Origin of the sequence: Streptococcus cristatus (assembly GCF_001578775.1) — a bacterium.
Taxonomy (GTDB): Bacteria; Bacillota; Bacilli; order Lactobacillales; family Streptococcaceae; genus Streptococcus; species Streptococcus cristatus_A.
This window is the reverse complement of record NZ_KQ969062.1, coordinates 1,589,614-1,614,521: the sequence shown is the minus strand read 5'-3', so window position 1 is coordinate 1,614,521 and position 24,908 is coordinate 1,589,614. Positions and strand designations below refer to the sequence as shown.

Genomic DNA, 24,908 nt, shown 5'->3' with positions numbered 1-24,908 from the left:
ATGAAGAATGAAATGCTAGCTTTGATTCTTGCCGGTGGGCAAGGAACTCGTCTTGGAAAGCTCACACAAAGTATTGCAAAACCAGCAGTACAGTTTGGTGGTCGTTATCGTATTATTGATTTCGCGCTGTCAAACTGTGCCAACTCTGGCATTCACAATGTCGGTGTGATTACCCAGTACCAACCACTTGCTTTGAACAGTCACATCGGGAACGGTTCAAGCTGGGGCTTGGATGGTATCAATACAGGTGTATCCATTCTTCAGCCTTACTCTGCCAGTGAAGGAAATCGTTGGTTTGAGGGAACTAGCCACGCTATTTTCCAAAATATTGACTATATAGACAGTATCAATCCTGAATATGTTTTAATCCTATCTGGAGACCATATCTACAAGATGGACTATGATGATATGCTCCAATCCCACAAGGATAACAGCGCTAGTTTGACGGTTGCTGTCTTGGATGTGCCTCTCAAGGAGGCCAGCCGTTTTGGTATTATGAATACCGATGCTAATAATCGGATCGTTGAATTTGAAGAAAAACCAGAAAATCCTAAATCTACCAAGGCTTCTATGGGAATCTATATCTTTGACTGGCAACGTCTCCGCAATATGCTGATTGCTGCTGAAAAGAGCAATGTCGATATGTCCGACTTTGGTAAAAATGTTATCCCTAATTATCTTGAATCTGGCGAAAGCGTTTATGCTTACGAATTTAACGGCTACTGGAAAGACGTTGGTACGATTGAGTCACTTTGGGAAGCGAACATGGAATACATTAGTCCAGAAAATGCTTTAGACAGTCGTGATCGTCAGTGGAAAATTTACTCACGTAACTTGATTTCACCACCAAACTACCTTGGTGCAAATGCTCATGTTGAAGATTCTTTGGTAGTTGATGGCTGTCTTGTAGATGGAACTGTTAAGCACTCTATTCTTTCAACAGGCGCTCAAGTTCGTGAGGGTGCAGAAGTCACTGATTCTGTCATTATGAGTGGCGCTATTATTGGCCAAGGAGCTAAGATTAAACGTGCGATCATTGGTGAGGGCGCTGTTATTTCTGATGGTGTAGAGATTGACGGAACAGATGAAGTGCAAGTAGTCGGATATAATGAAAAAGTGGGGGTACCAACAGATGAAGATTGATAAATATTCAGCGATTTTAGGAAATACGGTCGGTTTCCACGACATGTCAACCTTGACAGACCATCGTCCAGTTGCTAGTTTGCCATTTGGTGGGAAATACCGTTTGATTGACTTCCCACTGTCTAGTCTTGCTAATGCTGGTGTTCGTAGCGTCTTTGGTATCTTCCAACAAGACAATATCGGCTCTGTCTTTGACCATATTCGTTCAGGTCGTGAGTGGGGTCTGTCTACACTTTTGAGTCACTACTATCTAGGAATTTACAATACCCGTGTAGAAAGTAGCACAGTTGGTAAGGAATATTATGAACAGTTATTGACTTATCTGAAGCGCTCAGGCTCTAACCAAACTGTAGCCCTAAACTGTGATGTGTTAATCAATATTGACCTTAATCAGGTCTTCCACTTGCATAACACAACCCAGCAACCGATGACAGTGGTTTACAAGAAATTGCCATCTAAAGATATTTCAGATGTGAATGCAGTTCTGCAAGTCAGCGAAACAGACCATGTCCTAGGACATAAGCTGCATAGTGATAGAGACGAGGGCGAGCTCTTCAATATGTCCACAGATATTTTTGTAGTAGATACGCCTTGGTTAATTGAAAAATTGGAAGAAGAAGCCCAAAAAGAATTCCCACAAAAGCTACGTTATGTTCTTCGAGACTTGGCAGCTGAAGTTGGAGCTTTTGCTTACGAGTATACAGGCTATCTGGCAAATATTTACTCTGTTGAATCATACTATAAGGCCAATAAAGATATGCTTGATCGGCAGAAATTCTACTCCCTCTTCTCACCAAATCAAAAGATTTATACAAAGGTGAAAAACGAAGAGCCGACATACTATGCAACTACATCAAAAGTAAATCGCTCTCAGTTTGCGTCAGGTAGTATTGTAGAAGGTGAAGTTGTAAACTCTGTTATCTCGCGGAATACAAGAATTTTAGCGGGTAGCAGTGTCAAAGACAGTCTCCTCTTCCCACGCGTTGTCGTTGGAAAAAATGCAGTGGTAGAATATGCAATTGTGGACAAGGGCGTTGAGATTGCTGAAGGAGTAGTCGTTCGAGGGACAGCTGAACATCCAGTTGTACTGAAGAAAGGTCAAAAAGTTACAGAGGACATCGTTTCATGAAAATTTTATTTGTAGCAGCAGAAGGGGCACCTTTTTCCAAAACGGGTGGTTTGGGGGACGTTATCGGCGCCCTCCCCAAATCCTTGGTCAAAGCTGGTCATGAAGTTGGAGTTATTCTGCCCTATTATGACATGACGGATGCTAAATTTGGTGATCAAGTTGAAGACCTCTTCTCTTTTGAAGTCAGTGTCGGTTGGCGTCGGGAGTATGTTGGTGTCAAAAAGATTGAGTTGGAAGGTGTGAACTTCTACTTTATCGATAATCAGCATTATTTCTTCCGTGGACATGTCTATGGTGATTTTGATGACGGCGAACGTTTTGCCTACTTCCAATTAGCAGCAATCGAACTGATGGAGCGCATTGATTTTATTCCAGATGTTCTCCATGCGCACGACTACCATACGGCCATGATTCCTTTCTTGGTCAAGGAAAAATACCGCTGGATTCAGGCCTATAATAACATCAAGACAGTGCTGACGATTCACAATTTAGAGTTTCAGGGGCAATTTCCGGATAGCATGCTTTGGGAACTCTTTGGTGTCGGCTATGAACGTTATGCGGACGGGACTCTCCGCTGGAATGACTGCCTCAACTGGATGAAGGCGGGTATTCTCTATGCGGATCGCGTGACGACTGTTTCACCGAGCTATGCCAACGAAATTCGGACAGTTGAGTTTGGATGCGGTCTGGATCAGATTCTTCGGATGGAGTCAGGCAAGCTGGTCGGTATTGTCAATGGTATTGATACAGATATCTACAATCCAGAAACAGATAAATTGCTGGCTTACCACTTTAATAAAGATGATTTGACCGGGAAATTGGAAAATAAACGAGCTCTTCAAGCAAAAGTAGGCTTGCCAGTTCGGGACGATGTTCCTGTCGTTGGTATCGTCTCTCGATTGACACGTCAAAAAGGTTTTGATTTGGTGGTGGAAGAGTTGCATAATCTGCTTCAGGAAGATGTGCAAATTGTGCTACTTGGAACAGGTGACCCTGCATTTGAACGAGCTTTCGCTTGGTTTGGCCAGGCTTATCCTGAAAAATTATCCGCTAATATCCTTTTTGATGTTACTTTGGCTCAGGAGATCTATGCGGCTAGTGATATTTTCCTTATGCCGAGCCGCTTTGAGCCTTGCGGTCTGTCTCAGATGATGTCTATGCGTTACGGTACACTGCCACTGGTTCATGAGGTTGGTGGCCTGCGGGATACGGTCGAACCTTTCAACGTCTATAGTGGACAGGGAACAGGCTTTAGCTTCAATAACTTCTCTGGTTATTGGCTAACATGGACTTTCAAAGAAGCCCTCAATCTTTACTGGCATGACCAAGAAGCTTGGCATAGTCTGCAAACTCAGGCTATGGAAAGAGATTTCTCTTGGGATACAGCCAGTCGAGCATATAGTGATTTATATGAGTCACTACTATAGTATATTGCAATAGAACAGCAATCCTCTCTTATTTTTGACAAGAGAGGATTTGTCGGGTAAGTGTTTTTTCTCATGTTGACATCTTATCCAGACGGATGTTTTTCCCTAAAAGAAAGGAAGTTAATTCGTAAAAATGGAATTAAATAAAGAACAGTTTATCCGAGATTTCAAGGATACTTTGCACGAACGACAGCTGATTAAGATTGCGGATGCTACAGCAGCCGAGCTTTTTCAAGCCCTCGCTAGTACTATTCGTAAATATATCACGCCACTGTGGCTGGAGCGCCGCAATAGACTCGTGGAACAGCAGCAAAAAACAGCTTATTATTTCTCAATTGAGTTTCTGCCGGGACGTATGCTGGAAACTAACCTACTCAATTTAGGTATTCTTGATACGGTCAAGGAAAGCTTTGCTGAGTTAGGAGTTGACTTTGAGGATGTAAAAAATGCTGAGCACGACATGGCTTTGGGAAATGGAGGCCTTGGCCGCTTGGCAGCAGCCTTCATGGACTCGCTGGCTACAACGGGCTATCCAGGTTTTGGAAATGGGATTCGCTATCGCTACGGTCTTTTCAAGCAGAAAATCGTAGATGGCTATCAGGTGGAAATCCCAGATGATTGGTTTGGCAGTCTAGGCAATGTCTGGGAAACCCGTAAGGATCACGGTATTGTTGATGTCAAGATCTTTGGCAATGTTTACCTCCGTGCTAATGAAGAAGGTCGCATTGTACCGGTTTATGAGAATTCTAAAACTTTGCGTGCTGTGCCTTATGACGTGCCTCAGATTGGCTTTGGCAATGACAATATCAACAATCTCCGTCTTTGGGATGTTGAAATCCCAGAAGAATATGAATTGGACTATCCGACTATTGAAGCCCGTCGGCGGGTGCAGGACATCACTGCCATTCTCTATCCAGACGATTCTAGTTACGAAGGAAAAGAACTGCGCCTGATTCAGGAATACTTCATGACCAGCGCTGGCCTGCAAACTATTATCAAATCCTACCTCAAGCAAGGTCGTCCGCTCGAGGATATTCATGAGAAGGTTTCTGTCCATATCAACGATACCCACCCAGCAGTTGCGCCAGCTGAGTTTATGCGTCTTTTGTTGGATGACTATGGTCTCGAATGGGCAGATGCTTGGAATGCTACGGTGAAGACCATGAGCTACACCAACCATACCATTTTGTCTGAAGCCTTGGAAAAATGGGATGCGGAGCTCTTTAAGAATGTCCTGCCTCGGGTTTATCAGATTATCCTAGAAATCGACAACCGCTATGTGGCAGAAATAGCCCAGCGCGGCATTGAGCCAGAAGTCATCGAAAACACTCGGATAGTCAAGGACAATCAAGTTCACATGGCCCACTTGGCTATTATTGGCGGTCATTCAATCAATGGTGTTGCCAAACTCCACACAGAACTGCTCAAAGAAGACACTTTACGTGATTTCTACAGCATTTATCCAGAGAAGTTTAATAACAAGACCAATGGCATTATCCAGCGCCGCTGGCTGCAGATTGCGGATGAACCTTTATCGGCTAAGATTGATAAGCTGATTGGTAAGGGCTGGAGAAGTGATATCCATGAGCTGCGCAAGCTTTTGGAATTCAAGGACAATCAGCAAGTGCTGGGTGATTTCTACCGAGTGAAGCAAGAAGCCAAGGCCCGTCTGGCTGACTTCATCAAGGAATCAACAGGAGTAGAAGTTTCTACAGAAGCCATCTTTGATGTGCAGGTGAAACGCCTCCACGCCTACAAGCGTCAGTTGCTCAACCTGCTTCATATCATCAAGCTCTACTGGGACCTCAAGGACAATCCTGACAAGGATATGGTGCCACGCGTCTTTATCTTCGGTGCCAAGGCTGCTCCGGGCTACCACTTTGCCAAGTCTGTTATCAAGCTGATCAATGAAGTAGCCAATCTGGTCAACAAGGATGAAAGTCTGCAAGGCAAGCTCAAGGTTGTTTTCCTAGAAAATTATCGTGTCAGCCTGGCTGAGCTCATCATTCCTGCGGCAGATGTTTCAGAGCAGATTTCTCTGGCTTCCAAGGAAGCTTCTGGTACTTCCAACATGAAGTTCATGATGACAGGTGCCATTACCCTAGCTACTCTGGACGGGGCAAATATCGAAATCAAGGATGAAGTTGGTGACGACAATATTGTCATCTTCGGGATGGACAAGGACCAAGTTTACGAGCACTATGCCCGCCACGATTACTACTCACGCGGTATCTATGAGAGCAATCCAGATATTCGCCGGGTGGTCGACACCTTTGTCAATGGCACCATTCCAAACGTCCGTGAAGAAGGATCTGAAATCTACGAAGCTCTCATCACCCACAATGACGAATACTTCCTCTTGGAAGACTTCCATGCCTATGTAGAAGCTCAAAAGAAGATTGATGCCCTCTATCGTGACAAAGAAAAATGGGCCCGCATGAGCTTGATCAACATCGCTACATCAGACAAGTTCACCTCAGATGATACCATTGAGCAATATGCCAAGGAAATCTGGAACTTAGAGAAATAATACTCCTCAGAAAACATGAATACTAAGAGATTGGGGCTTGAGTCTCAGTCTCTTTTACTATCTATCTACCATCTTGTCTAGAAATATGCTATAGTAGAGAAAGTATGAGAATTCGACTTTTTGAAAAGCAGGGAAAGCAAGTATGAAAGACTACGAGATTTTTTATCAACAATTAACAGCTCCCTTTCGCAGTCGCCCTAGGATAGTGAAAGGGATGGCCTATTTTAATAGGGGGATGACTGTTTTTATGCCTCTGGTGTATGGATTGGTCTTGATTGGTGCCTTTCTGACAGAGGGGGGGGAAGGGCTACTTGCTTTTTTTCTCCTTCCAGCTATTGGATTTGGTCTCTTGTCAGCGATTCGTAAATGGCTGAATCAAGCACGCCCTTACGAAAAATGGGCTATTCAACCCTTGCTGGCCAAGGATACATCAGGCAAGTCCATGCCTAGCCGCCATGTCTTTTCGGCGACAGTGATTTCCATGTGTTTGCTCTATTTTTTTTGGCTGCCGGGACTTATCTGCCTCTTGCTTTCAGCAGGACTGGCTCTAGTGCGCGTGATTGGCGGAGTGCACTATCCAAAGGATGTAGTGATAGGATACCTTTGCGGCATTTGCTGGGGAAGTCTTCTCTTTTTATTATAAAGGTCTGGCCAGAGCTAGATTTTTCCTTGTAAAGTAAGGTAGGAGTAGACAAAGTGCCCGAATCTATATTATAATGTAAGCAGTACCAAACTTTTATCATCAAGGATTGCCTGATTTTGGATGATGAAAAATATGTAAGGAGACTATTATGTCAGAACCGTTATTTCTACAGTCTGTGATGCAGGAGAAGATTTGGGGTGGCACCAAGCTGCACGATGTTTTTGGATATGAAATTTCCAGCGACCATGTGGGCGAGTATTGGGCAATTTCGGCTCATCCTAATGGCGTGTCAACTGTTAAGAACGGACGTTTTGCAGGTCAGAAGCTAGATGCGCTCTATGCCGAGCACCGTGAGCTCTTTGGCAATCGTCCAGAGCCTGTCTTTCCACTTTTGACGAAGATTTTGGATGCCAATGACTGGCTCAGCGTTCAGGTCCATCCAGATGATGCCTATGGACTAGAGCACGAAGGGGAGCTTGGCAAGACAGAATGCTGGTATGTTATCGCTGCAGACGAAGGAGCAGAGATTATTTATGGTCACAACGCTCAGAGCAAGGAAGAATTGCGTCAGCAGATTGAGAGCAAGGACTGGGATCATCTTTTGACAAAAATTCCAGTCAAGGCTGGTGACTTTTTCTATGTCCCAAGTGGCACCATGCATGCTATTGGATCAGGGATTCTGATTTTGGAAACTCAGCAGTCCAGTGACACGACCTACCGTGTCTATGACTTTGATCGTAAGGACGATGCTGGCAATCTGCGTGAGCTGCACTTGGAGCAGTCTATTGATGTTTTGACTATCGGTGAGCCAGCTAATAGCCGTCCCGTTACCATTCAGGCAGACGATTTGACTTCTACTCTTTTGGTGGCCAATGACTTCTTTGCTGTTTACAAGTGGGACGTTGCTGGTTCTGTTGAATTTAAAAAGACAGTAGATTACAGTCTGTTCAGTGTCTTGGAAGGTGCTGGCGAGCTGACAGTGGATGGACTAGTGTATCCTATCAAAAAAGGCTCTCATTTCATCCTACCGAGCGATGTTACAGAATGGACCTTGTCTGGCGACTTGCAACTGATTGTCAGCCATCCATAGTGAAAAAATACATAGACCGAGTGCTCATCTCGGCCTATTTTTCTTTATTTTCGCAGAATGAATAGAGAAAACAGGACTTTAACTTCAATCGGTGAAAAAGTCCGATAAATGAGGCATTTCATCATGGTTGCTTGAAGAAATTTTTTCTGAAAAATGGTACAATGAAATGGAATATCCAAAGGAGTTGAATATGGAACACAAAGAAAAAGATTTTAGTTTATCCTGGTTTTTTAGATGGTTCTTGGATAATAAGGCCATTACTGTATTTTTGGTGACCTTGCTCATCGGTTTGAATATTTTTATTCTCAGCAAAATTAGTTTTATTTTTACACCGGTGATTGAGTTTATTGGTGTCATTATGTTGCCAGTGATTTTGGCTGGGCTGCTTTACTATCTGCTCAATCCCATTGTCGACTGGATGGAAAAGCGCAAGATTAACCGTGTGGCCGGGATTACAATTGTCTTTGTCTTGATTGGTGTTTTGATTGTGTGGGGCTTGGCAGTTGCTATTCCTAACTTGCAACATCAGGTAGTAAGTTTTTCAAAAAATGTTCCCACTTATCTCAAGCAAGCCAATAAAATGATTGATGATGTTTTAACCAATCATATTTCAGGCGATTTGAAGCCACAAATCGAGCAAGTTACGAATAAGCTATCGACTCAGATCACTTCATGGGCCAGCAATTTTTCATCTAAGGCAGTTAATTGGGCTAGCAATTTGATTAGTACGGCTTCACAAATCATTGTGGCTATTATCATCATGCCTTTTATTCTTTTCTATTTATTGCGCGACGGGAAGAATCTCAAAGGTTATGTAGTTCAGTTCTTGCCAACGAAATTCCGCGAGTCATTTGGTCAGGTCATGACAGATGTGAATACCCAGTTGGCCAATTATGTTCGTGGTCAGGTGACTGTAGCGATTATTGTGGCCTTTATGTTTATGATTCTTTTCAAGATCATCGGCTTGCGTTATGGTGTGACTCTAGCCGTTGTGGCAGGAGTTTTGAACTTGGTGCCTTATCTGGGAAGCTTCCTTGCCATGTTACCTGCCCTGATTCTTGGCTTGATTGCTGGTCCGATCATGCTGTTGAAAGTCATTATCGTCTTTATTGTGGAGCAGACTATTGAGGGGCGCTTCGTGTCTCCATTGATCTTGGGAAGTCAATTAAGCATCCATCCGATTACGATTTTATTTGTTTTGCTGACTTCAGGAACCATGTTTGGTATCTGGGGCGTCTTGCTGGGAATTCCAGCTTATGCATCAGCTAAGGTTGCTATCACAGCACTCTTTAAGTGGTACAAGAAGGTTAGCGGTTTGTATGAAGAAAGTGTTCAAGAATTAGGAGAAGGCAGTGAATAAGAGTGAACAAATGTTAACAGCCCTGCAAAATCAAGATTTAGGGCAGGCTGAAAAGTATTTTGAAGAGGCTTTGAGCCAAGATACCGATCAAGAGTTATTAGAATTAGCCGATTACTTAGAAAGTATCGGCTTTTTCCCTCAAGCCAAGCGAATTTATGAAAAATTGGCTCCGCTTTTCCCCGAGTCCTATATCAGTCTGGCAATGATCGCTGCTGACGATGGTGACTTAGAAGAGGCTTTTGCCTATTTAGAGGAAATTGACTCAGAAAGTGAATGGTATGTGGCCGCTCTCTTGGCCAAGGCTGACCTCTATCAGCTAGAGGGATTGCCAGATGTGGCGCGGGAGAAATTGCTGGAAGCTGCCAAACTGTCGGACGAACCTTTGGTGACTTTTGGTTTAGCAGAAATTGAGTTTGAATTGGAAAATTTTGCCCAGGCCATCAAGGAATATGCCCAGCTAGATAATCGCTCTATCTACGAGCAGACAGGCGTATCCACCTACCAGCGTATTGGCCTTTGCTATGCCAGTCTGGGGAAAATCGAAGCAGCCATTGAATTTTTGGAAAAGGCTGTGGAGCTGGAGTACGATGAAGAGACGGTCTATGAATTGGCGGCTATCTTATATGAGCAAGAGGAGTATCAAAAAGCCAATCTGTACTTCAAGCAGCTGGATACGATTTCGCCAGATTTTGAAGGCTATGAGTATGCCTACGCGCAGTCTCTCCATGCGGAGCATAAGACGGAGGAAGCTTTGTCAATGGCAGAGCAAGGCTTGACCAAAAATCCTTTCGAAACTCGCCTTCTGCTCCTTGCTTCCCAACTATCTTACGAACTGCATGATGTGGAAAAATCTGAAAACTACTTGCTAGCAGCTCAGGAAAATGCAGATGATTTAGAGGAAATTGCTCTACGCCTGACCAATCTCTATCTGGAGCAGGAACGCTACGACGAGGTCTTAGCTTTTGAGGAACAAGAGCTAGACAATGTCTTGACTCGCTGGAATCTGGCGCGTGCTTATCAAGCCTTGGAAAATCTGGAAAAAGCTGGGGAGCTGTATCAGGAGCTGGCACTTGACTTGCAGGAAAATCCTGAATTTTTGGAAGAATATGTTTATTTATTGCGTGAATTAGGGCGTGTGGAAGAAGCAAAAATACAGGCTGGCAAATATCTGTGTTTGGTTCCAGATGACACTGCTATGGCAGATTTGTACGAAAGTTTGTAAAGTATTTTCGGAAAATCTCTTGCCTTGCTAGCTTTAGGGCATATTAGCAAGAAGATTTTCTTGCTGACACAATAGTTTGATTAAAAAAGGAGTGGAGATAATGTCCCAACTGAAACGAATCCAAGAAATGGAAGAGCATTTGAATAAATACGCTCAGACGCTGGCTACAGCTCAATCAGCTTTGGCTGAGCTGAAGGCTAGCCAGAAGAATTATATCCAGCTCCGAGATTATTACACCAGCCAAGTTTTCTTTGACGATTTGGAATTTTCCAATCAACCAGACTTTCCTGAGGATGTGGCCTGCGGCGTTTTGAGCGAAGATGCTGTCTATGACCTGATGGGAGAGCACTTTGAGACGGCTTTGCAGCTGCTAGACCTATCCAGTGCCATGATGAAAGAAAGGTAGCAGCCTAGGAAGATTCGTGAAATAAAATGACTGCTGTCGAAAAGATAAAGCATGGATAACGTCAACGAAAGGATTGGAATGTGGAAAATCTAAAACAAAGGCCGACCAACCGTTGACATTATTAAAGGAACATAAGATTTGCAGAAAGGCGGCAAGCATGCGCGACAACCATCTTCATACCTATTTTTCCTATGATTCTGAGGCGGATTTTTCTGACTATCTGGACCATTACGAGGGCGAGATTGTCACCACCGAGCACTATGATTTGTCCAATCCCTACCCTTACCAAGCTGCCTCGCCCCACGATGATGTACCTGACTATGCGGCCTATTCAGCAAAAATTGCAGAGCTGAACCAGCAATATGGCAACCGCATCAAAAAGGGGATTGAAATTGGCTATTACGCTCCGCGTAAGGATGATATTTTAGCTTTCCTAGCCGACAAGGAATACGATCTCAAGCTCCTATCTGTCCACCACAATGGCAGATTTGACTATCTGGAAGAGCCAGTCTTACAGCTGGACAAGATGGAGCTGATTCCCCGCTACCTGAGAGAACTAGAAGAGGCAATCGAGGCTGTTCCGGCGGATGTCCTAGCCCACTTTGACTATGGCTTTCGGAAATTCGACCTTACCGTAGAGGAGTTAAAAACTTTTGAACCGCAGCTGCGACAGCTTTTTCAAAAGATGAGTGATCATGGTTTGGCCTTTGAACTCAACTGCAAGTCTATGTATCTCTACGGTCATGAAGATCTCTATATCTACGCTCTTGGTCTGGTCAAGGAGCTGGGTGGTCAGCGCTTTTCAGTTGGCTCCGATGGTCACAAGCTGGAGCATTTTCGACTTAAGTTTGACCGTGTGGCTCAAATCCTAGCTGATGCCGGTATTGAGGAAGGTCAGTTGATTTAAGGCACCCCGTGCGTTTTTCCAATCGCCCATTAAACGCATTTTTTGAATTTTGACCAGAATATGATATACTTAATTATCTTAGAAAATACAGAAGTTTATGGATATAGGAGAAAAAATGGCAGAGCCAGTGAAATTATTTCAGTATAATACCCTAGGAGCCTTGATGGCTGGACTTTATGGTGGGAGCATGACGATTGGGGAGCTCCTGAAATACGGCGATTTGGGGATTGGTACACTGGATTCCATCGATGGGGAATTAATCGTTCTTGATGGTAAGGCCTATCAGGCCAAGGGATCTGGCGATGTGCCTGAAGTTGTAGAAGTTTCAGATGATGTAACGGTGCCCTACGCTGCGGTTGTTCCCCACCAAGCAGAGGTCATTTTCCGGCAGCGCTTCGAAATGACAGATGAAGAGCTGGAAAAGCGAATTGAATCCTATTACGATGGGGAAAATCTATTTCGCTCCATCAAGATTCATGGAGAATTTTCCCACATGCATGTGCGAATGATTCCAAAATCAACCTCAGAGAAAAAGTTTGCTGAAGTAGCCGTAAGTCAGCCTGAGTACCATGCTGATAATGTCTCCGGCACCATTGTTGGTTTTTGGACACCCGAAATTTTCCACGGTGTCAGTGTAGCCGGCTATCATCTTCACTTTATTTCAGACGACCATACCTTTGGTGGTCACGTTATGGACTTTGTTATCAAGGAAGGGATTGTGGAGCTAGGTGCTGTCGATCAGTTGGATCAACGTTTCCCAGTTCAAGACCGTAAGTTCCTCTTTGCAAAATTCAATGTCGATGAAGTAAGATCGGACATGGACAAGGTTGAGTAGCCAATTGCTGTGAATTGTCTACTTCTGATAAAAAAAGAGGCTAGGAATCTGCTGTCCCAACCTCTGAAAGATAACTAGAATTTTAAATTTAGTAAGTTTGAGGAGCCGAGGCTCCTCTTTTGTTTTTCAATATCCGCCAAATCGATATTTTAGAAACTGATTAGTTTACATTTTCATGCTTTTGATTTTTTCTTCGTCTGGTGTGACGCGCAGGGTTTTCTGGCCCGTATAGGTGACAAATCCCGGCTTGCCACCAGTTGGTTTGTTGAGTTTTCTGACTTCAATCATATCCACTTGGACCAGATTAGAGAGTCTGGCCTTGGAGAAGTAGGCCGCTAGCTCGGCAGCGTCTGTCTTTATCTCATCGCTGGGCTGAAGATTGCCTGTGATGACGACATGGCTACCCGGAATATCCTTGGCGTGGAACCAAAGCTCGTCCTTCTTAGCCATCTTAAAAGTCAGTTCATCATTTTGTAGGTTGTTGCGGCCGACGAGGATAATGGTTTGACCGTCAGTTGCCAAATATTTCTCCGGTTTCTGCCTTTTCTGGATTTTCTCTCTTTGGCGTCGTCGGATAAAGCCGGTCTGGATTAGTTCCTCTCGGATTTCCGCAATTTCAGTCAGGCTGGCCTGAGCAAGGGCGGTTTCCACGCTCTCTAGATAGAGAATCGTAGCCCGAGTCTCCTCAATCAAACTGGTCAGATGCTTGACGGCTTCCTTGAGCTTCTGGTAGCGTTTGAAATAGCGCTGGGCATTTTGGTTAGGAGTCAGGGCCTTATCAAGTGCAATGAGGATCTTTTCACCTGTGTAGTAATTGTCCAGCTCCACTTGGTCCTGGTCGTTGGGCACCTGATGGAGAAAGGTGGTCAAGAGTTCCCCTTTTTGGCGGAATTCTTCTGCATTCTCCGTTGCTAGGAGCTCTTCCTTTTGCTTGCCCAGTTTTTTCCGGTTCTTTTCCAACTCATTTTCTACCCTGCGGATGAGTTCGCTGGCCTGCTGGTTGACTCGATCTCGCTCGGCCTTGTCCTTATAGAAAGTGTCCAAAAGCTCGGATAGCGTGGACATTTGGGTCTTGCTGTCAGAAAATAGCAGAGCAGAGAAGGATTTTTCGGTCAGGCTAGGCTCAGTCGGACTGGAAAAGAAGGCTCGGAAAGTTTTGAGCTTATCAGCTGTCAGACGACCACTGAGTTCAGTAGCCGTATCCCGGCCCAAGCCCTGAAAAATCTGCTGCAGGCGTTTGGGCTCTAAGTTCTCTGTCTGTAGGATTTGGAAGAGCTTTTCATCATCCACAGTGAAAGGATTGAGGCTACCTGTCTGAGGTGGTGCGACATAGGTTGAGCCTGGCAGGATGGTTCGATAGCTATTTTGTGAAAATCCGACGTGTTTGATAGCTTCAATGATCTTTCCGCTGGCCTTATCCAAGAGAATGATGTTGCTGTGCTTGCCCATGATTTCGATGACCAGAGTCACAGCCACGCTATCGCCGATTTCGTTCTTATTGGAGACGCTGATTTCCAAAATTCGGTCATTTTCAACTTGCTGGATCGCTTCAATAACAGCGCCCTGCAGGTATTTGCGCATGACCATGATAAAGGTATTGGGAACAGCAGGATTTTCAAACGTAGTCTCTGTCAGTTGGACGCGTCCAAAGACCGAGTGGGCTGACAGGAGCAGTTTGTGGCTTTTTCGATTGCTGCGAATCTGCAAGACCAGCTCCTGTTCAAAAGGTTGATTAATCTTTTGGATGCGGCCGCCCAGCAGTTCGCGGCGGAGCTCCTCTGTCATATGGTGTAAAAAAAATCCGTCGAAAGACATGTTTTTCTCCTTGGAAGTTGCTACAGAAGATTATAACAAAAAACCAAGCCAAAAGCTTCTAAAGTCTCATCAAAAAGAAATTTATTTTTTGTCAATGATTATCGATATAGATAAAAACCGAACATTTTATAAAATTTTTCAAAAAAGCCTTGACATCCCTTCAGGAAAAAATTACAATATAGGAAATTAGAAAAGTAGTAGATGCATTTGTTTATAGCGAGCTTGTGGTTGGTGGAAATGAGTAGCAAATCTTTACGAAATTGGGCTAATTGATAAATATGAATTTGAAACAATAAGAATTCGGTGCGCACACCTTACAGTGCAGCTTGTTTGATGACAAGACAGAGATATGGGGAATATTAGCTATTTTCCATAATTGAGGTGGCACCGCGATTTACGCCCTCACACAGAATACCTGTGTGAGGTTTTTTGTTACTTATTATAAAAAACAAGGAGAACTGCCCATGTTTAAACGATGGCGTCCCTAGGGATTGAATAGAAAAAATGAAATAAAGAAATGGAGAAAGAACATGAAAAATAAACGTTTAATGACTATTTTAGGCCTTCTGGCTGTTTTGGTAATTGGTGGGATGGCTTATTCCAGCTTGAATGGAAAGAGCAACGGATCTAAGACTGGCGACGATAGTAAGACAGTCAAAGTTGGTGTCTTGCAGTATGTCAGCCACCCTTCGCTGGATTTGATTTATAAGGGAATTCAAGATGGTCTGGCAGAGGAAGGCTATAAGGGCGATAAGATCAAGATTGACTTTATGAATGCTGAGGGAGATCAGAGCAAAGTCTCTACCATGAGTAAGCAGTTGGTGTCCAATGACAATGATGTGCTGATTGGGATTGCCACTCCATCTGCGCAAGGACTAGCTGCGGCTACTAAAGACAAGCCTATCGTCATGGGAGCTATCACAGATCCAGTCGGAGCAAACCTAGTGAAAAATCTGGACAAGCCAGGTGGTAATATCACAGGTGTTTCTGACCACAATCCAGCTAAGCAACAACTAGAGTTGATTAAAAAATTGACGCCAAATGTAAAAACAATCGGTGCCCTCTATTCTAGCAGTGAAGACAACTCCAAAGCTCAGGTAGAAGAGTTTAAAAAATTGGCTGAAGAGGCAGGCTTCAAGGTAGAGGAATACTCTGTTCCTTCAACCAATGAAATTGCTTCAACCATGAATGTCATGGCTGGTAAGGTTGATGCTATCTGGATTCCAATTGACAATACCATTGCGTCAGCATTTGCGACAGTTGTGTCCAGCAATAAAGAAGCTAAGAAACCGATTTATCCAAGTGCGACAGCCATGGTAGAAGAAGGCGGTCTTGCCTCTGTCGTTGTAGACCAGTATGACCTCGGTGTTGCGACAGGTAAAATGGCTGCTAAAGTTCTTAAAGGTGCCAAACCTGCTGATACTGCAGTAGATATTTTTGATAAAGGTAAATCTGTTATCAATACTAAGAATGCAAAAGAACTCGGTGTCACTATACCAGAAGATGCTCTCAAAGAAGCAGGACAAGTGATAAAATAGAAAGAAAGGAAGTCTGTTCCTCAACGGACTTCTTTTTCTTCTTGTAAATTCCGCAACTGAGCTTGCGAAAAGTTTAGAAATCTGTTAGAATGAATTATAATTGAATAGCAATCCGCAAGACTAGTAACCTAGGGGAAGTTTGACAGGGAGGGGAGCCAGCGACTGAAAGCTCTCTAGATGAAAGCTAGGCGAATTCACTTGCTTTAGGATTGGTAATTAAGGTCTGGCTTGCCAGATAAAAAACGGATGGTACCGCGTGTCAACGCTCCGCTTCGGTGTGAGTGAGACCGCGGTTTTTATTTTGGAGGAACTATGTCAACAATTGAAGAACGATTGCAGAGTCTGCGTGAGGAAACTTTAGCCCAATTGCAGACTATTACTTTGGAAAATGCTAAGGATATGCAGGAGCTGAAAGTATCTGTCCTAGGGAAAAAAGGGAGTCTTACTGAGATTCTCAAAGGGATGAAGGATGTTTCTGCAGATATGCGCCCAATTATCGGGAAGCACGTCAATGAAGCACGAGATGTGCTGAATGCAGCCTTTGAAGAAGCGGCTCAAATCTTGGAAGAGCAGAAAGTCGCAGCCCAGCTGGCCAATGACGCCTTGGATGTGACCTTGCCAGGACGTAAGATTCCGGCTGGCAATCGCCATATCTTGACCCAAACGAGTGAAGAAATCGAAGATATCTTTATCGGTATGGGCTATCAGGTCGTGGATGGTTTCGAGGTTGAGTCAGACTACTACAACTTTGAGCGGATGAACCTGCCTAAAGACCATCCTGCGCGGGATATGCAGGATACCTTCTACATCACAGAAGAGATCCTCTTGCGTACTCACACATCTCCTGTCCAGGCTCGTGCGATGGACGCCCATGACTTTAGCCAAGGGCCACTCAAGATGATCTCTCCGGGACGTGTTTTCCGTCGTGATACAGACGATGCGACTCACTCTCACCAGTTTCACCAGATTGAAGGTCTGGTCGTAGGGGAAAATATCTCTATGGCTGACTTGCAAGGAACCTTGCAGCTGATTATTCAAAAAATGTTTGGTGCGGATCGTAAGATTCGTCTGCGTCCATCTTACTTCCCATTCACAGAGCCATCTGTCGAAGTGGATGTCTCTTGCTTTAAGTGTAGTGGTGCCGGCTGTAATGTCTGCAAGAAGACTGGCTGGATCGAAATCATGGGAGCTGGAATGGTGCACCCAAGTGTCTTGGAAATGAGTGGCATCGATTCAGAGAAATATTCTGGCTTTGCCTTTGGTCTCGGCCAAGAGCGGGTGGCCATGCTTCGCTACGGTATCAATGATATTCGTGGCTTCTACCAAGGCGATGTGCGTTTTTCAGAGCAATTTAAGTAAGAAGCTTAGAAACAGGATTTGATTTGAACAATTCCATCACGACAAGCCTAATTAGCAATGTCTGTGATCTTGAAATGCGTGGAAATGGTGTTCATCAGTTTAGCTGCCTATAAGATAAATTTTAGATGGGAATATCGCTCACAGCTGCTTCTGAGAAAGGAGTACCTTATGTTAGTTAGAGTTCAGCCAGAAGATCTGGATATTTTGCGGGAGTTACAAGTGCAGACCTACCAAGAAACTTTTGGTCCTTTCATCAAGCAAGAAGATTTGGAGCATTATTTTGCCCACGAGCTGGCGCACGAAAGGCTGGCGTGGGAGTTGGCGAATTCTGAGTCTGAGCATTATTTTTTACAGGACAAGGAACAAAAAATCGCTGGTTTTCTCAAGTGTAACTGGGGGCAGGCTCAGACAGAGCAGGATCTGGAAGATTCCTTTGAAATTCAACGGATTTATGTGCTTGCCTCCCATCAGGGCTTCGGCTTGGGCAAGGAAATGTTTGAATTTGCCCTAGCAGAAGCTGAGAAACGTGGTTTTAGCTGGGCTTGGCTAGGCGTTTGGGAAAGAAATTTTAAGGCGCAGAACTTTTACTTTAAATATGGCTTTGAAAGGTTTAGCCAGCATGAATATATCACTGGTGATACGGTCGATATTGACTGGCTTTTAAGGAAGAAATTAAACTAAAAAGACGATAACATCGCTGTTTATTAGGCTTTTAGTGAAAACAGAAAATTTATAGAGAGGAATCAAATACGACTGAAAATTGAATGGACTGGCTTTGTCTATGAAGTCAGAGTTAGTCCGGGTCGGTCGTAAAATCATACATATGTTAGTTAGTTATAAATGGTTAAAAGAACTGGTTGATTTGGATGTGACGAGTGCCGAGCTGGCGGAGAAAATGTCCACAACTGGTATTGAAGTAGAAGGAGTCAGCTCACCAGCTGAAGGCCTTTCGAAAATTGCTGTTGGTGAGGTGCTATCTTGTGAAGATGTTCCAGATACCCACCTGCACGTTTGTCAAGTTAATGTCGGGGAAGAGGAGCCTCGACAGATTATCTGTGGAGCACCGAATGTTCGCGCGGGTATCAAGGTTATGGTGGCTTTGCCAGGTGCTCGTATTGCGGATAATTATAAGATTAAAAAAGGGAAAATCCGTGGCTTGGAGTCACTAGGTATGATTTGTTCTCTTGGCGAGCTGGGCATTTCGGATTCTGTCGTGCCAAAGGAATTTGCGGATGGAATTCAAATCCTGCCTGAAGAAGCAGTGCCAGGTGAGGAAGTCTTCTCTTATCTGGACTTGGACGATGAGATTATCGAGCTTTCCATCACACCAAATCGGGCTGATGCTCTGTCTATGCGCGGAGTGGCACACGAAGTAGCAGCTATCTACGACAAGCCTGTTCATTTCAAAGAATTTCCTTTGACTGAGGGGGATAAAGAGGCTGCGGCTAGCTTGTCTGTTGCCCTTGAGACTGAAAAAGCACCGTTTTATGCAGCTCGTATTTTGGACAATGTGACTATTGCTCCGAGTCCTCAGTGGTTGCAGAATCTCCTCATGAACGAAGGAATTCGTCCGATTAACAACGTAGTGGACGTGACTAACTACATCTTGCTCTACTTTGGTCAGCCAATGCATGCCTTTGATTTGGACACATTTGAGGGTGACCAGATTGTCGTCCGGAAAGCGCGTGCTGGTGAAAAACTGGTGACGCTGGACGGCGAAGGGCGCGAACTGGAAGTCGGCGATTTAGTTATCACTGTGGCAGATGAGCCAGTAGCCCTTGCTGGTGTCATGGGTGGAGCAGCGACGGAAATCTCCGGCAAGTCTACTCGTATCGTTCTGGAAGCGGCTGTCTTTGATGGCAAGTCAATCCGTAAGACAAGCAGCCGTCTGGGCTTGCGTTCGGAGTCTTCTTCACGCTTTGAAAAAGGGATTAACCTTGCAACAGTAACTGAAGCCCTAGATGCTGCTGCAAGCATGATTGCTGACTTGGCAGGTGCAACTGTTCATGCCGGCATTGTCCAAGCAGGACAGTTAGATACGACTGACAAGCAAGTTTCGACTAGCCTTTCAGATGTCAACCGAGTTTTGGGAACAGATTTGACGTATGCGGATATTGAAGATATTTTCCGTCGTCTAGGCTTTGGTCTTAGCGGATCTGCGGACTTGTTCACAGTCAGCGTGCCTGCTCGTCGTTGGGATATCAGTATTCCAGCAGATCTTTACGAGGAAATTGCTCGTATTTATGGCTATGACCGCTTGCCAGTTTCCCTACCTCAAGATGCTGGAACGGCTGGCGAATTGACGGCCACTCAGAAGCTACGTCGCAAGGTTCGGACGGTGGCTGAAGGAGCAGGTCTGACCGAGATTATTTCCTATGCCTTGACCACGCCAGAAAAAGCTGTCGAATTTACGCTTAATCCTACAAATCTGACGGAGCTTATGTGGCCTATGACAAGGGAGCGCAGTGTTCTTCGTCAAAATATGCTCTCAGGCATGCTGGATACTGTCAGCTACAATGTTGCTCGTAAAAATAAGGATTTGGCCCTTTATGAAATTGGGAAAATCTTTGAACAAACAGGTAATCCAAAGGAAGAATTGCCTAACGAAATCAATAGTTTTGCCTTTGCCCTAACTGGCTTGGTAAGTGAAAAGGATTTCCAAACGCCAGCGACTCCTGTTGACTTCTTCTACGCTAAGGGTGTGGTTGAAGCGCTCTTTGACCGCCTAGGATTAGAAGCTGATTATCAAGCAACTGACCAACTTAAGAGTCTGCACCCGGGTCGGACAGCGCTGATTTCGATCAAAGGTCAGCCAGTGGGCTATGTCGGGCAGGTTCATCCAGTGACGGCTAAGGCTTATGACATCCCAGAAACCTATGTGGCAGAGCTCAATCTGACAGCTATTGAGGCGAGTCTTGAGCCAGAACAGCCTTTTGTAGAAATCACCAAATTCCCAGCTGTTACTCGCGATGTGGCCCTGTTGCTCAAAGCAGAGATCAGCCACAGACAGGTAGTTGAAGCGATTCAAGCTGCCGGAGTGAAACGTTTGACGGATATCAAGCTCTTCGATATCTTCTCTGGTGAAAAATTAGGTGTTGGCCTCAAGTCTATGGCCTACACTCTGACTTTCCAAAATCCAGAAGACAGCCTGACTGATGATGAAGTGGCTAAATACATGGAAAAAATTGAAAAATCCCTGACCGAAAAACTCGGCGCAGAAGTGCGCTAGTATATACAAAGAGAAGCAGTCCTTAAGGGCTGCTTCTTTAATAAAATGATACTTTATAAAATGCCTAAATTATGGTATTCTTGTTCTATTAAATAATGTGGTGTAAAGGAGATTTGTGTGGAATATAAGAGGAGTTATGCTGGTGAGGTTATTGGCATTATTGTCATTATCATCGGAGCAATTATTGCAATCGCTACAATTCAATCTCCCCCCAGAACTGGTGATAGCTATAATGATCGCTTAGAACAGCTAGAGTCTGGATGAAAAGATGCAAAGTTGAATGAAAGTCCGATGACTATTGAAAAAGCCAGAACCTTGGTTAATTCGGTTTATGCACCTGAGAATGAAACGCCAGAAGAGGAGCGAGAAAGACTGCAATCTTTTGTAGATAACTATAATAAAAAACTAGAGTCTGAGCAAGCTTCTATCTGAAAAGAAAAGGAAACAGAGCAAGAATTATTCAACCAAAATAATCAATATGCTGGCCCAATTCTAATTGGTGCAGGTATTATAGTTACTATTTTAGGTGTTTCGGCTTATAAGAAAGCTCATGAGCCTGCAGCTTTTACTATTTCTGATGATAAGATTGATGTTAAACCCTCTGTTTTCCAAGATATAAATCACATTAATTTAACAAATATTAAGCAAATCGAGTATGAAATTAGACGTGCTTATTCTAAAAATTCGAGATCAACTTATCGCATGCTTTATTTTAAAGATGAGAATGGTAACATTATAGAAGAACTTGATTTAAATAATCTTGCTGATGCTGATTTCAATACCATTCATAGAGAAATTAGTGAGCGAGCTCCGCATATTGAATGGATTTTTCCAGAATAAAAGGAAAGATTGTAGGAAAATTAATCATGGAAAATTCAAACCAAATCTCCCAATGTCAGACTCTTTGGGCTAGAAACAAATATCTGGTTCTCAGTCATTCCAGTAAGATATATCTGGAAATCCGCCAATATCTAAAAAGTGACTCGGTGGAAGCAGTACATGTTCAAGGCTTGATTGACCAGGCGATAGCCCTGCCTGAAAATCGCGGTCAGGTCTGCAATGCTTTTCAGCATGTTTGGGGCTATTTTAAGAAAAAAGCCAGCCCAGCTGAAAAAGAAAATTTTATGATTCTTTTAGAGCGATACCAAGTAGGTCAGGTGAAGCAGGAGGTTTTGGTAGAAGCTGTGAAAGATTTGCTTAGAAAGTACCCCAATCCCTATCTGCAACAGTCGACCTTGATATTTGGGGATGATGCAGAAGGCTCGTCCATCAAGGATGACTAACTTTGATCCTCTAGAAGAAGCAATAGATTTTACATCTCCAGTCAAGTAAGGCCGGGGAATTTTCTATTTTTAGATAAAAAATGCTATATGATTGACAAAAAAACAGACAATTGTAGAATATAATTATAAACTACAAATGTAGAAAAAAGAGAAAGCAATATGACTATTTCAAAAAAGGCTTTTATCGGCATTCTATCTCTGACAGTAGCAGTTTCACTGGCTGCTTGCTCAAGCAATGCTAATCAGGGAGGAAATGCTAACTCATCACAAAATACCCAAAGCCAAACATCACAGCCTGCGCAAGAACAGACTTCTTCATCCAATGCAGGCCAGACCAGCAATCTAAACGGACGCTACCAAGCAACCGACCATGATGGTGACCAGCATGTCCTCGAAATCAATGGTAGGACTGGTACTTGGACTGAGACCGAGGTCGATGGCAGTAAGGAAATCAAACAGGTACAAGTAGATGCTGCGAACCAGAGACTAATTGTCGGTGACGATGTCAAAAGCTATCGTCAAAATGGTAATCAGCTGATTGTGGACGAACTAGATGATGATCCAGATACTCTGACCTTTACTAAGCAGTAAAGCGTTTCTCAATCTGCTCAGAAAAAGAGTGTACGAAGCGTAAAGAAAAAGAAACAAGAACGGTTTCGGTATATGAACTGAAGCCCTTGTTTCTTTTTATTTTATGAATTTCTTTCAAGGAATGTTTCTGACTTAGGGAATCGCTATACGACTTAGTGATTTTCGTGTGAATCTAGTTACCATTAGTCTCATATGTTTTTCTAGCTTGCTTCTTTATGATATAATGATCTTTAATATCTCAAAGGAGGACAGCTTTGTTTTTAGCTTTTAAAGAGATTATCTACAGCCGTGGACGCTATCGTTTAGTGGTTGCTGTGGTCTTTCTCATTACCTATATGGTTTTCTTTTTATCCAGTCTTTCCGTCGGCTTGGCTAGGCTCAATCGCTTGGCTCTGGACCAATGGCAGGCTGAGTCAATTGTCTTGTCGGAGTACGCAAATAAGAATCTGGTTGCTTCGACTATCAAGGAAGAGGAGTATAGTAGCTTGCTTCAAGTGGACTCAGTCGCTGCTTTGGGACAAACGTCAGCAGTGGCCAATTATGAAGATGGGACTGATAAACTCAATGCTCAGGTTTTTGGTCTCTCTTGGGATAGTTTTCTAGCGCCTGACATTATTGAGGGGCGTCCTGCTGAGAATGCTTATGAAGTCATTGCGGATAAGCGCCTCCAGCAAAAAGGTGTGAAACTAGGCTACCAACTCCAGCTCAATGGCAGTGAGCGCCTCTATCAGGTTGTTGGCTTCACAGAGGATAATACCTTCTTTACGCAACCTGTAATTTTTATGGCTCTAGATGATTTCAGGGAATTAAAGTACGGCTCTAGTCAGGTTAAGAATATCAGCGCACTTGTGGTCAAAGATAGTCAAAAGATTGAAGAAACTGGGCTTAGTCAGCTTTCTATGAGTGATTTTATAGAAAATATCCCTGGTTATCAGCCTCAGGTTCTGACTTTTTCCTTTATGATTGGGGCCATGGTTCTGATTACCTTTTTAGTATTGGGGATTTTCATGTACATCATCACCATTCAGAAGACTCAACTTTACGGCATTATGCGGGCCCAAGGGATTGCCAGCGGGAAGATTATTGCTTCTATTTTCTGGCAGATTTTCATCCTATCCACTCTGGGAATCAGCTTAGCTGTCTTGGCTCTTTTGGGAACCCAGCTAGTCTTGCCGGCTTCTATGCCTTTTTACAGTGACTGGCGATCTTATGCTGGTTTAATTATTCTCATTATTTCCATGTCACTGGCTGGCGGGCTCTTGTCCATTCATCGGGTTCTAAAAATTGACCCTATCACAGCGATCGGAGGTGAGTAAATGCCAATCATAGAACTAAAAGGTGTTACAAAAGAATATGGTCAGGGGCATACACTGGTCCAAGCCTTGAAACCAACTGATTTCCAACTGGAAGCGGGGCAGTTTGTAGCTATTATTGGGCCGTCAGGGTCGGGTAAAACAACCTTTCTGACCTTGCTAGGGCATTTGCAAACTCCTTCAAAAGGACAGCTTCTCCTACGTGGGAAAGATACCTCCCAGCTTAAGGAAAAGGAACGGGCTGCTCTACGTTTCAATGATTTTGGCTTTATTTTGCAGGCTTCCAATCTCATTCCTTTTTTGAAAATCGAAGACCAGTTTCAGCTAATTGATCGTTTGTCTAAAAAAGAAAGGACAGATCTGGACAGTTTGATTGAGTTGCTAGATCTAAAAGACACGCTCAAACAGTATCCCAAAGAATTGTCTGGCGGGGAAAGGCAGCGGGCTGCTATCGCCAGAGCGCTTTACAATAGCCCAGATATTATCTTGGCTGATGAGCCGACAGCTAGTCTGGATACAGAGCGGGCTAAGCGCGTGGTCCATCTGCTCAAAGAAGTGACTCAAAAATTCAATAAGAGCGTAGTCATGATTACCCATGATACCCGTCTGCTGGACGAGGTTGACAAGGTCTATGAAATGCAAGACGGAGTGCTGACTCAAGTCCGATGAAGATGTAGCCAAGCAAAAGATAGTTTGGGACAAGGAGAGTGCCATGATTCATGATCAAGCAAATCTTTATCTGGATTGAATAGACAAACAAACACGGTTCTGTTTTTCAAGAACCGTGTTTCGTTTTCTTCATTTTTTGGTGATTTTCAGGATTTATTTTGGTGGTGCGGGCTTTGTGGAGGAGAACCTCCAACCAGCTGCGTTCTTTGAGGCGCTCTCTGACTTGTCCATTCTTTCGACTTTCTAGGTATTCGCCTAGATTTTTTGCTTTGATAAATTCTGTGACTCCCATATTATTTTCCTAGGCAGAATTGGCTGAAGAGCTGGGTGATAAGCTCGTCTGGCGCAGCATCTCCAGTGATTTCTCCTAGGATTTCCCAAGTACGGGTCAGATCGACTTGGAGGAGATCTACAGGCAT

Annotated in this window: 25 protein-coding genes and 1 pseudogene; 23 read left to right on the top strand and 3 right to left on the bottom strand. The window is 43.9% G+C overall.

Annotation, left to right across the window (positions count from 1 at the left end):
- From SCRDD08_RS07885 to budA, 11 genes are all read left to right on the top strand, one after another.
- Positions 1-1,143, top strand: coding sequence for a glucose-1-phosphate adenylyltransferase (locus SCRDD08_RS07885; RefSeq protein WP_061423143.1), 1,143 nt, complete (start codon positions 1-3; stop codon positions 1,141-1,143).
- Positions 1,133-2,272 carry a glucose-1-phosphate adenylyltransferase subunit GlgD gene (gene glgD / locus SCRDD08_RS07880; protein WP_061423142.1) on the top strand — a complete coding sequence of 380 codons (1,140 nt, stop codon included), beginning with the start codon at positions 1,133-1,135 and terminating at the stop codon, positions 2,270-2,272. The genes SCRDD08_RS07885 and glgD overlap by 11 nt, the downstream gene beginning before the upstream one ends.
- Entirely contained in the window at positions 2,269-3,699 is a 1,431-nt protein-coding gene (glgA, locus tag SCRDD08_RS07875) for a glycogen synthase GlgA (protein ID WP_061423141.1), read from the top strand. The genes glgD and glgA overlap by 4 nt, the downstream gene beginning before the upstream one ends.
- Positions 3,700-3,832: 133 nt before the next feature.
- Entirely contained in the window at positions 3,833-6,229 is a 2,397-nt protein-coding gene (locus tag SCRDD08_RS07870) for a glycogen/starch/alpha-glucan phosphorylase (protein ID WP_061423140.1), read from the top strand.
- A gap of 142 nt (positions 6,230-6,371) precedes the next feature.
- Complete coding sequence (locus SCRDD08_RS07865; RefSeq protein WP_061423139.1) at positions 6,372-6,872, top strand: phosphatase PAP2 family protein; 501 nt, start codon at positions 6,372-6,374, stop codon at positions 6,870-6,872.
- Positions 6,873-7,020: 148 nt separating this feature from the next.
- On the top strand, positions 7,021-7,962 hold the full coding sequence (gene manA, locus SCRDD08_RS07860; RefSeq protein ID WP_061423138.1) for a mannose-6-phosphate isomerase, class I: 942 nt from the start codon (positions 7,021-7,023) through the stop codon (positions 7,960-7,962).
- Positions 7,963-8,152: 190 nt separating this feature from the next.
- Positions 8,153-9,322 carry an AI-2E family transporter gene (locus tag SCRDD08_RS07855; RefSeq protein ID WP_061423285.1) on the top strand — a complete coding sequence of 390 codons (1,170 nt, stop codon included), beginning with the start codon at positions 8,153-8,155 and terminating at the stop codon, positions 9,320-9,322.
- Positions 9,315-10,544: a tetratricopeptide repeat protein gene (locus tag SCRDD08_RS07850; RefSeq protein WP_155719772.1), complete on the top strand. Its 1,230-nt coding sequence runs from the start codon at positions 9,315-9,317 to the stop codon at positions 10,542-10,544. The genes SCRDD08_RS07855 and SCRDD08_RS07850 overlap by 8 nt, the downstream gene beginning before the upstream one ends.
- Before the next feature lie 100 nt (positions 10,545-10,644).
- Positions 10,645-10,950, top strand: coding sequence for a DUF4298 domain-containing protein (locus tag SCRDD08_RS07845; RefSeq protein ID WP_061423137.1), 306 nt, complete (start codon positions 10,645-10,647; stop codon positions 10,948-10,950).
- Positions 10,951-11,107: 157 nt separating this feature from the next.
- Complete coding sequence (locus SCRDD08_RS07840; RefSeq protein WP_061423136.1) at positions 11,108-11,857, top strand: PHP domain-containing protein; 750 nt, start codon at positions 11,108-11,110, stop codon at positions 11,855-11,857.
- Between the two features lie 115 nt (positions 11,858-11,972).
- Positions 11,973-12,692, top strand: coding sequence for an acetolactate decarboxylase (gene budA / locus SCRDD08_RS07835; RefSeq protein ID WP_048764600.1), 720 nt, complete (start codon positions 11,973-11,975; stop codon positions 12,690-12,692).
- Positions 12,693-12,857: 165 nt separating this feature from the next.
- On the opposite strand, the gene fbpA is transcribed toward budA, so the two are convergent.
- Positions 12,858-14,507 carry an Rqc2 family fibronectin-binding protein FbpA gene (gene fbpA / locus SCRDD08_RS07830; RefSeq protein ID WP_061423135.1) on the bottom strand — a complete coding sequence of 550 codons (1,650 nt, stop codon included), beginning with the start codon at positions 14,505-14,507 and terminating at the stop codon, positions 12,858-12,860.
- Between the two features lie 10 nt (positions 14,508-14,517).
- Here fbpA and SCRDD08_RS12010 point away from each other — a divergent pair, with 10 nt between their 5' ends.
- The 12 genes from SCRDD08_RS12010 to SCRDD08_RS07780 all read left to right on the top strand — a co-directional run bounded on the left by SCRDD08_RS12010 (position 14,518) and on the right by SCRDD08_RS07780 (position 24,489).
- Complete coding sequence (locus SCRDD08_RS12010) at positions 14,518-14,697, top strand: hypothetical protein (protein WP_231089358.1); 180 nt, start codon at positions 14,518-14,520, stop codon at positions 14,695-14,697.
- A 340-nt stretch (positions 14,698-15,037) separates the two neighbouring features.
- A complete protein-coding gene (trpX, locus tag SCRDD08_RS07820; RefSeq protein ID WP_061423133.1) occupies positions 15,038-16,045 on the top strand; it encodes a tryptophan ABC transporter substrate-binding protein in 1,008 nt (335 codons plus the stop codon).
- Between the two features lie 312 nt (positions 16,046-16,357).
- Positions 16,358-17,404 (top strand): phenylalanine--tRNA ligase subunit alpha, encoded by a 1,047-nt coding sequence (pheS, locus tag SCRDD08_RS07815; RefSeq protein ID WP_061423132.1) that lies wholly within the window; start codon positions 16,358-16,360, stop codon positions 17,402-17,404.
- Positions 17,405-17,572: 168 nt separating this feature from the next.
- Positions 17,573-18,085, top strand: a complete 513-nt coding sequence (locus SCRDD08_RS07810) for a GNAT family N-acetyltransferase (RefSeq protein ID WP_061423131.1) — start codon at positions 17,573-17,575, stop codon at positions 18,083-18,085.
- A gap of 142 nt (positions 18,086-18,227) precedes the next feature.
- A complete protein-coding gene (gene pheT / locus SCRDD08_RS07805) occupies positions 18,228-20,633 on the top strand; it encodes a phenylalanine--tRNA ligase subunit beta (protein WP_061423284.1) in 2,406 nt (801 codons plus the stop codon).
- A 117-nt stretch (positions 20,634-20,750) separates the two neighbouring features.
- Positions 20,751-20,897 carry a hypothetical protein gene (locus SCRDD08_RS12005; protein ID WP_231089357.1) on the top strand — a complete coding sequence of 49 codons (147 nt, stop codon included), beginning with the start codon at positions 20,751-20,753 and terminating at the stop codon, positions 20,895-20,897.
- 27 nt (positions 20,898-20,924) lie between these two features.
- Positions 20,925-21,065 (top strand): hypothetical protein, encoded by a 141-nt coding sequence (locus SCRDD08_RS12000; protein ID WP_231089356.1) that lies wholly within the window; start codon positions 20,925-20,927, stop codon positions 21,063-21,065.
- A gap of 270 nt (positions 21,066-21,335) precedes the next feature.
- The gene (locus tag SCRDD08_RS11995; protein ID WP_231089355.1) at positions 21,336-21,473 is read left to right on the top strand and encodes a hypothetical protein; all 138 of its coding nucleotides are present in this window, start codon (positions 21,336-21,338) and stop codon (positions 21,471-21,473) included.
- 26 nt (positions 21,474-21,499) lie between these two features.
- Positions 21,500-21,916, top strand: coding sequence for a YbgA family protein (locus SCRDD08_RS07795; RefSeq protein ID WP_061423130.1), 417 nt, complete (start codon positions 21,500-21,502; stop codon positions 21,914-21,916).
- A gap of 159 nt (positions 21,917-22,075) precedes the next feature.
- Positions 22,076-22,507: an SP_0198 family lipoprotein gene (locus SCRDD08_RS07790; RefSeq protein ID WP_061423129.1), complete on the top strand. Its 432-nt coding sequence runs from the start codon at positions 22,076-22,078 to the stop codon at positions 22,505-22,507.
- 254 nt (positions 22,508-22,761) lie between these two features.
- On the top strand, positions 22,762-23,823 hold the full coding sequence (locus SCRDD08_RS07785; protein WP_061423128.1) for an ABC transporter permease: 1,062 nt from the start codon (positions 22,762-22,764) through the stop codon (positions 23,821-23,823).
- Complete coding sequence (locus SCRDD08_RS07780; RefSeq protein WP_061423127.1) at positions 23,824-24,489, top strand: ABC transporter ATP-binding protein; 666 nt, start codon at positions 23,824-23,826, stop codon at positions 24,487-24,489. It abuts the gene before it with no gap.
- 106 nt (positions 24,490-24,595) lie between these two features.
- Here the strand turns inward: SCRDD08_RS07780 and SCRDD08_RS07775 are convergent, their stop codons facing one another.
- Together SCRDD08_RS07775 and SCRDD08_RS12240 are read right to left on the bottom strand one after the other, a co-directional pair.
- Complete coding sequence (locus SCRDD08_RS07775) at positions 24,596-24,781, bottom strand: hypothetical protein (RefSeq protein ID WP_061423126.1); 186 nt, start codon at positions 24,779-24,781, stop codon at positions 24,596-24,598.
- Between the two features lies 1 nt (position 24,782).
- Positions 24,783-24,908, bottom strand: a pseudogene (locus tag SCRDD08_RS12240) (GTPase); the annotation flags it as partial.

Coding starts and splice junctions, on each gene's coding strand:
- SCRDD08_RS07885 (WP_061423143.1), top strand. CDS start 1: ATGAAGAATGAAATGCTAGCTTTGATTCTTGCCGGTGGGCAAGGAACT.
- glgD (WP_061423142.1), top strand. CDS start 1,133: ATGAAGATTGATAAATATTCAGCGATTTTAGGAAATACGGTCGGTTTC.
- glgA (WP_061423141.1), top strand. CDS start 2,269: ATGAAAATTTTATTTGTAGCAGCAGAAGGGGCACCTTTTTCCAAAACG.
- SCRDD08_RS07870 (WP_061423140.1), top strand. CDS start 3,833: ATGGAATTAAATAAAGAACAGTTTATCCGAGATTTCAAGGATACTTTG.
- SCRDD08_RS07865 (WP_061423139.1), top strand. CDS start 6,372: ATGAAAGACTACGAGATTTTTTATCAACAATTAACAGCTCCCTTTCGC.
- manA (WP_061423138.1), top strand. CDS start 7,021: ATGTCAGAACCGTTATTTCTACAGTCTGTGATGCAGGAGAAGATTTGG.
- SCRDD08_RS07855 (WP_061423285.1), top strand. CDS start 8,153: ATGGAACACAAAGAAAAAGATTTTAGTTTATCCTGGTTTTTTAGATGG.
- SCRDD08_RS07845 (WP_061423137.1), top strand. CDS start 10,645: ATGTCCCAACTGAAACGAATCCAAGAAATGGAAGAGCATTTGAATAAA.
- SCRDD08_RS07840 (WP_061423136.1), top strand. CDS start 11,108: ATGCGCGACAACCATCTTCATACCTATTTTTCCTATGATTCTGAGGCG.
- budA (WP_048764600.1), top strand. CDS start 11,973: ATGGCAGAGCCAGTGAAATTATTTCAGTATAATACCCTAGGAGCCTTG.
- fbpA (WP_061423135.1), bottom strand. CDS start 14,507: ATGTCTTTCGACGGATTTTTTTTACACCATATGACAGAGGAGCTCCGC.
- trpX (WP_061423133.1), top strand. CDS start 15,038: ATGAAAAATAAACGTTTAATGACTATTTTAGGCCTTCTGGCTGTTTTG.
- pheS (WP_061423132.1), top strand. CDS start 16,358: ATGTCAACAATTGAAGAACGATTGCAGAGTCTGCGTGAGGAAACTTTA.
- SCRDD08_RS07810 (WP_061423131.1), top strand. CDS start 17,573: ATGTTAGTTAGAGTTCAGCCAGAAGATCTGGATATTTTGCGGGAGTTA.
- pheT (WP_061423284.1), top strand. CDS start 18,228: ATGTTAGTTAGTTATAAATGGTTAAAAGAACTGGTTGATTTGGATGTG.
- SCRDD08_RS12000 (WP_231089356.1), top strand. CDS start 20,925: ATGACTATTGAAAAAGCCAGAACCTTGGTTAATTCGGTTTATGCACCT.
- SCRDD08_RS11995 (WP_231089355.1), top strand. CDS start 21,336: ATGCTTTATTTTAAAGATGAGAATGGTAACATTATAGAAGAACTTGAT.
- SCRDD08_RS07795 (WP_061423130.1), top strand. CDS start 21,500: ATGGAAAATTCAAACCAAATCTCCCAATGTCAGACTCTTTGGGCTAGA.
- SCRDD08_RS07790 (WP_061423129.1), top strand. CDS start 22,076: ATGACTATTTCAAAAAAGGCTTTTATCGGCATTCTATCTCTGACAGTA.
- SCRDD08_RS07780 (WP_061423127.1), top strand. CDS start 23,824: ATGCCAATCATAGAACTAAAAGGTGTTACAAAAGAATATGGTCAGGGG.
- SCRDD08_RS07775 (WP_061423126.1), bottom strand. CDS start 24,781: ATGGGAGTCACAGAATTTATCAAAGCAAAAAATCTAGGCGAATACCTA.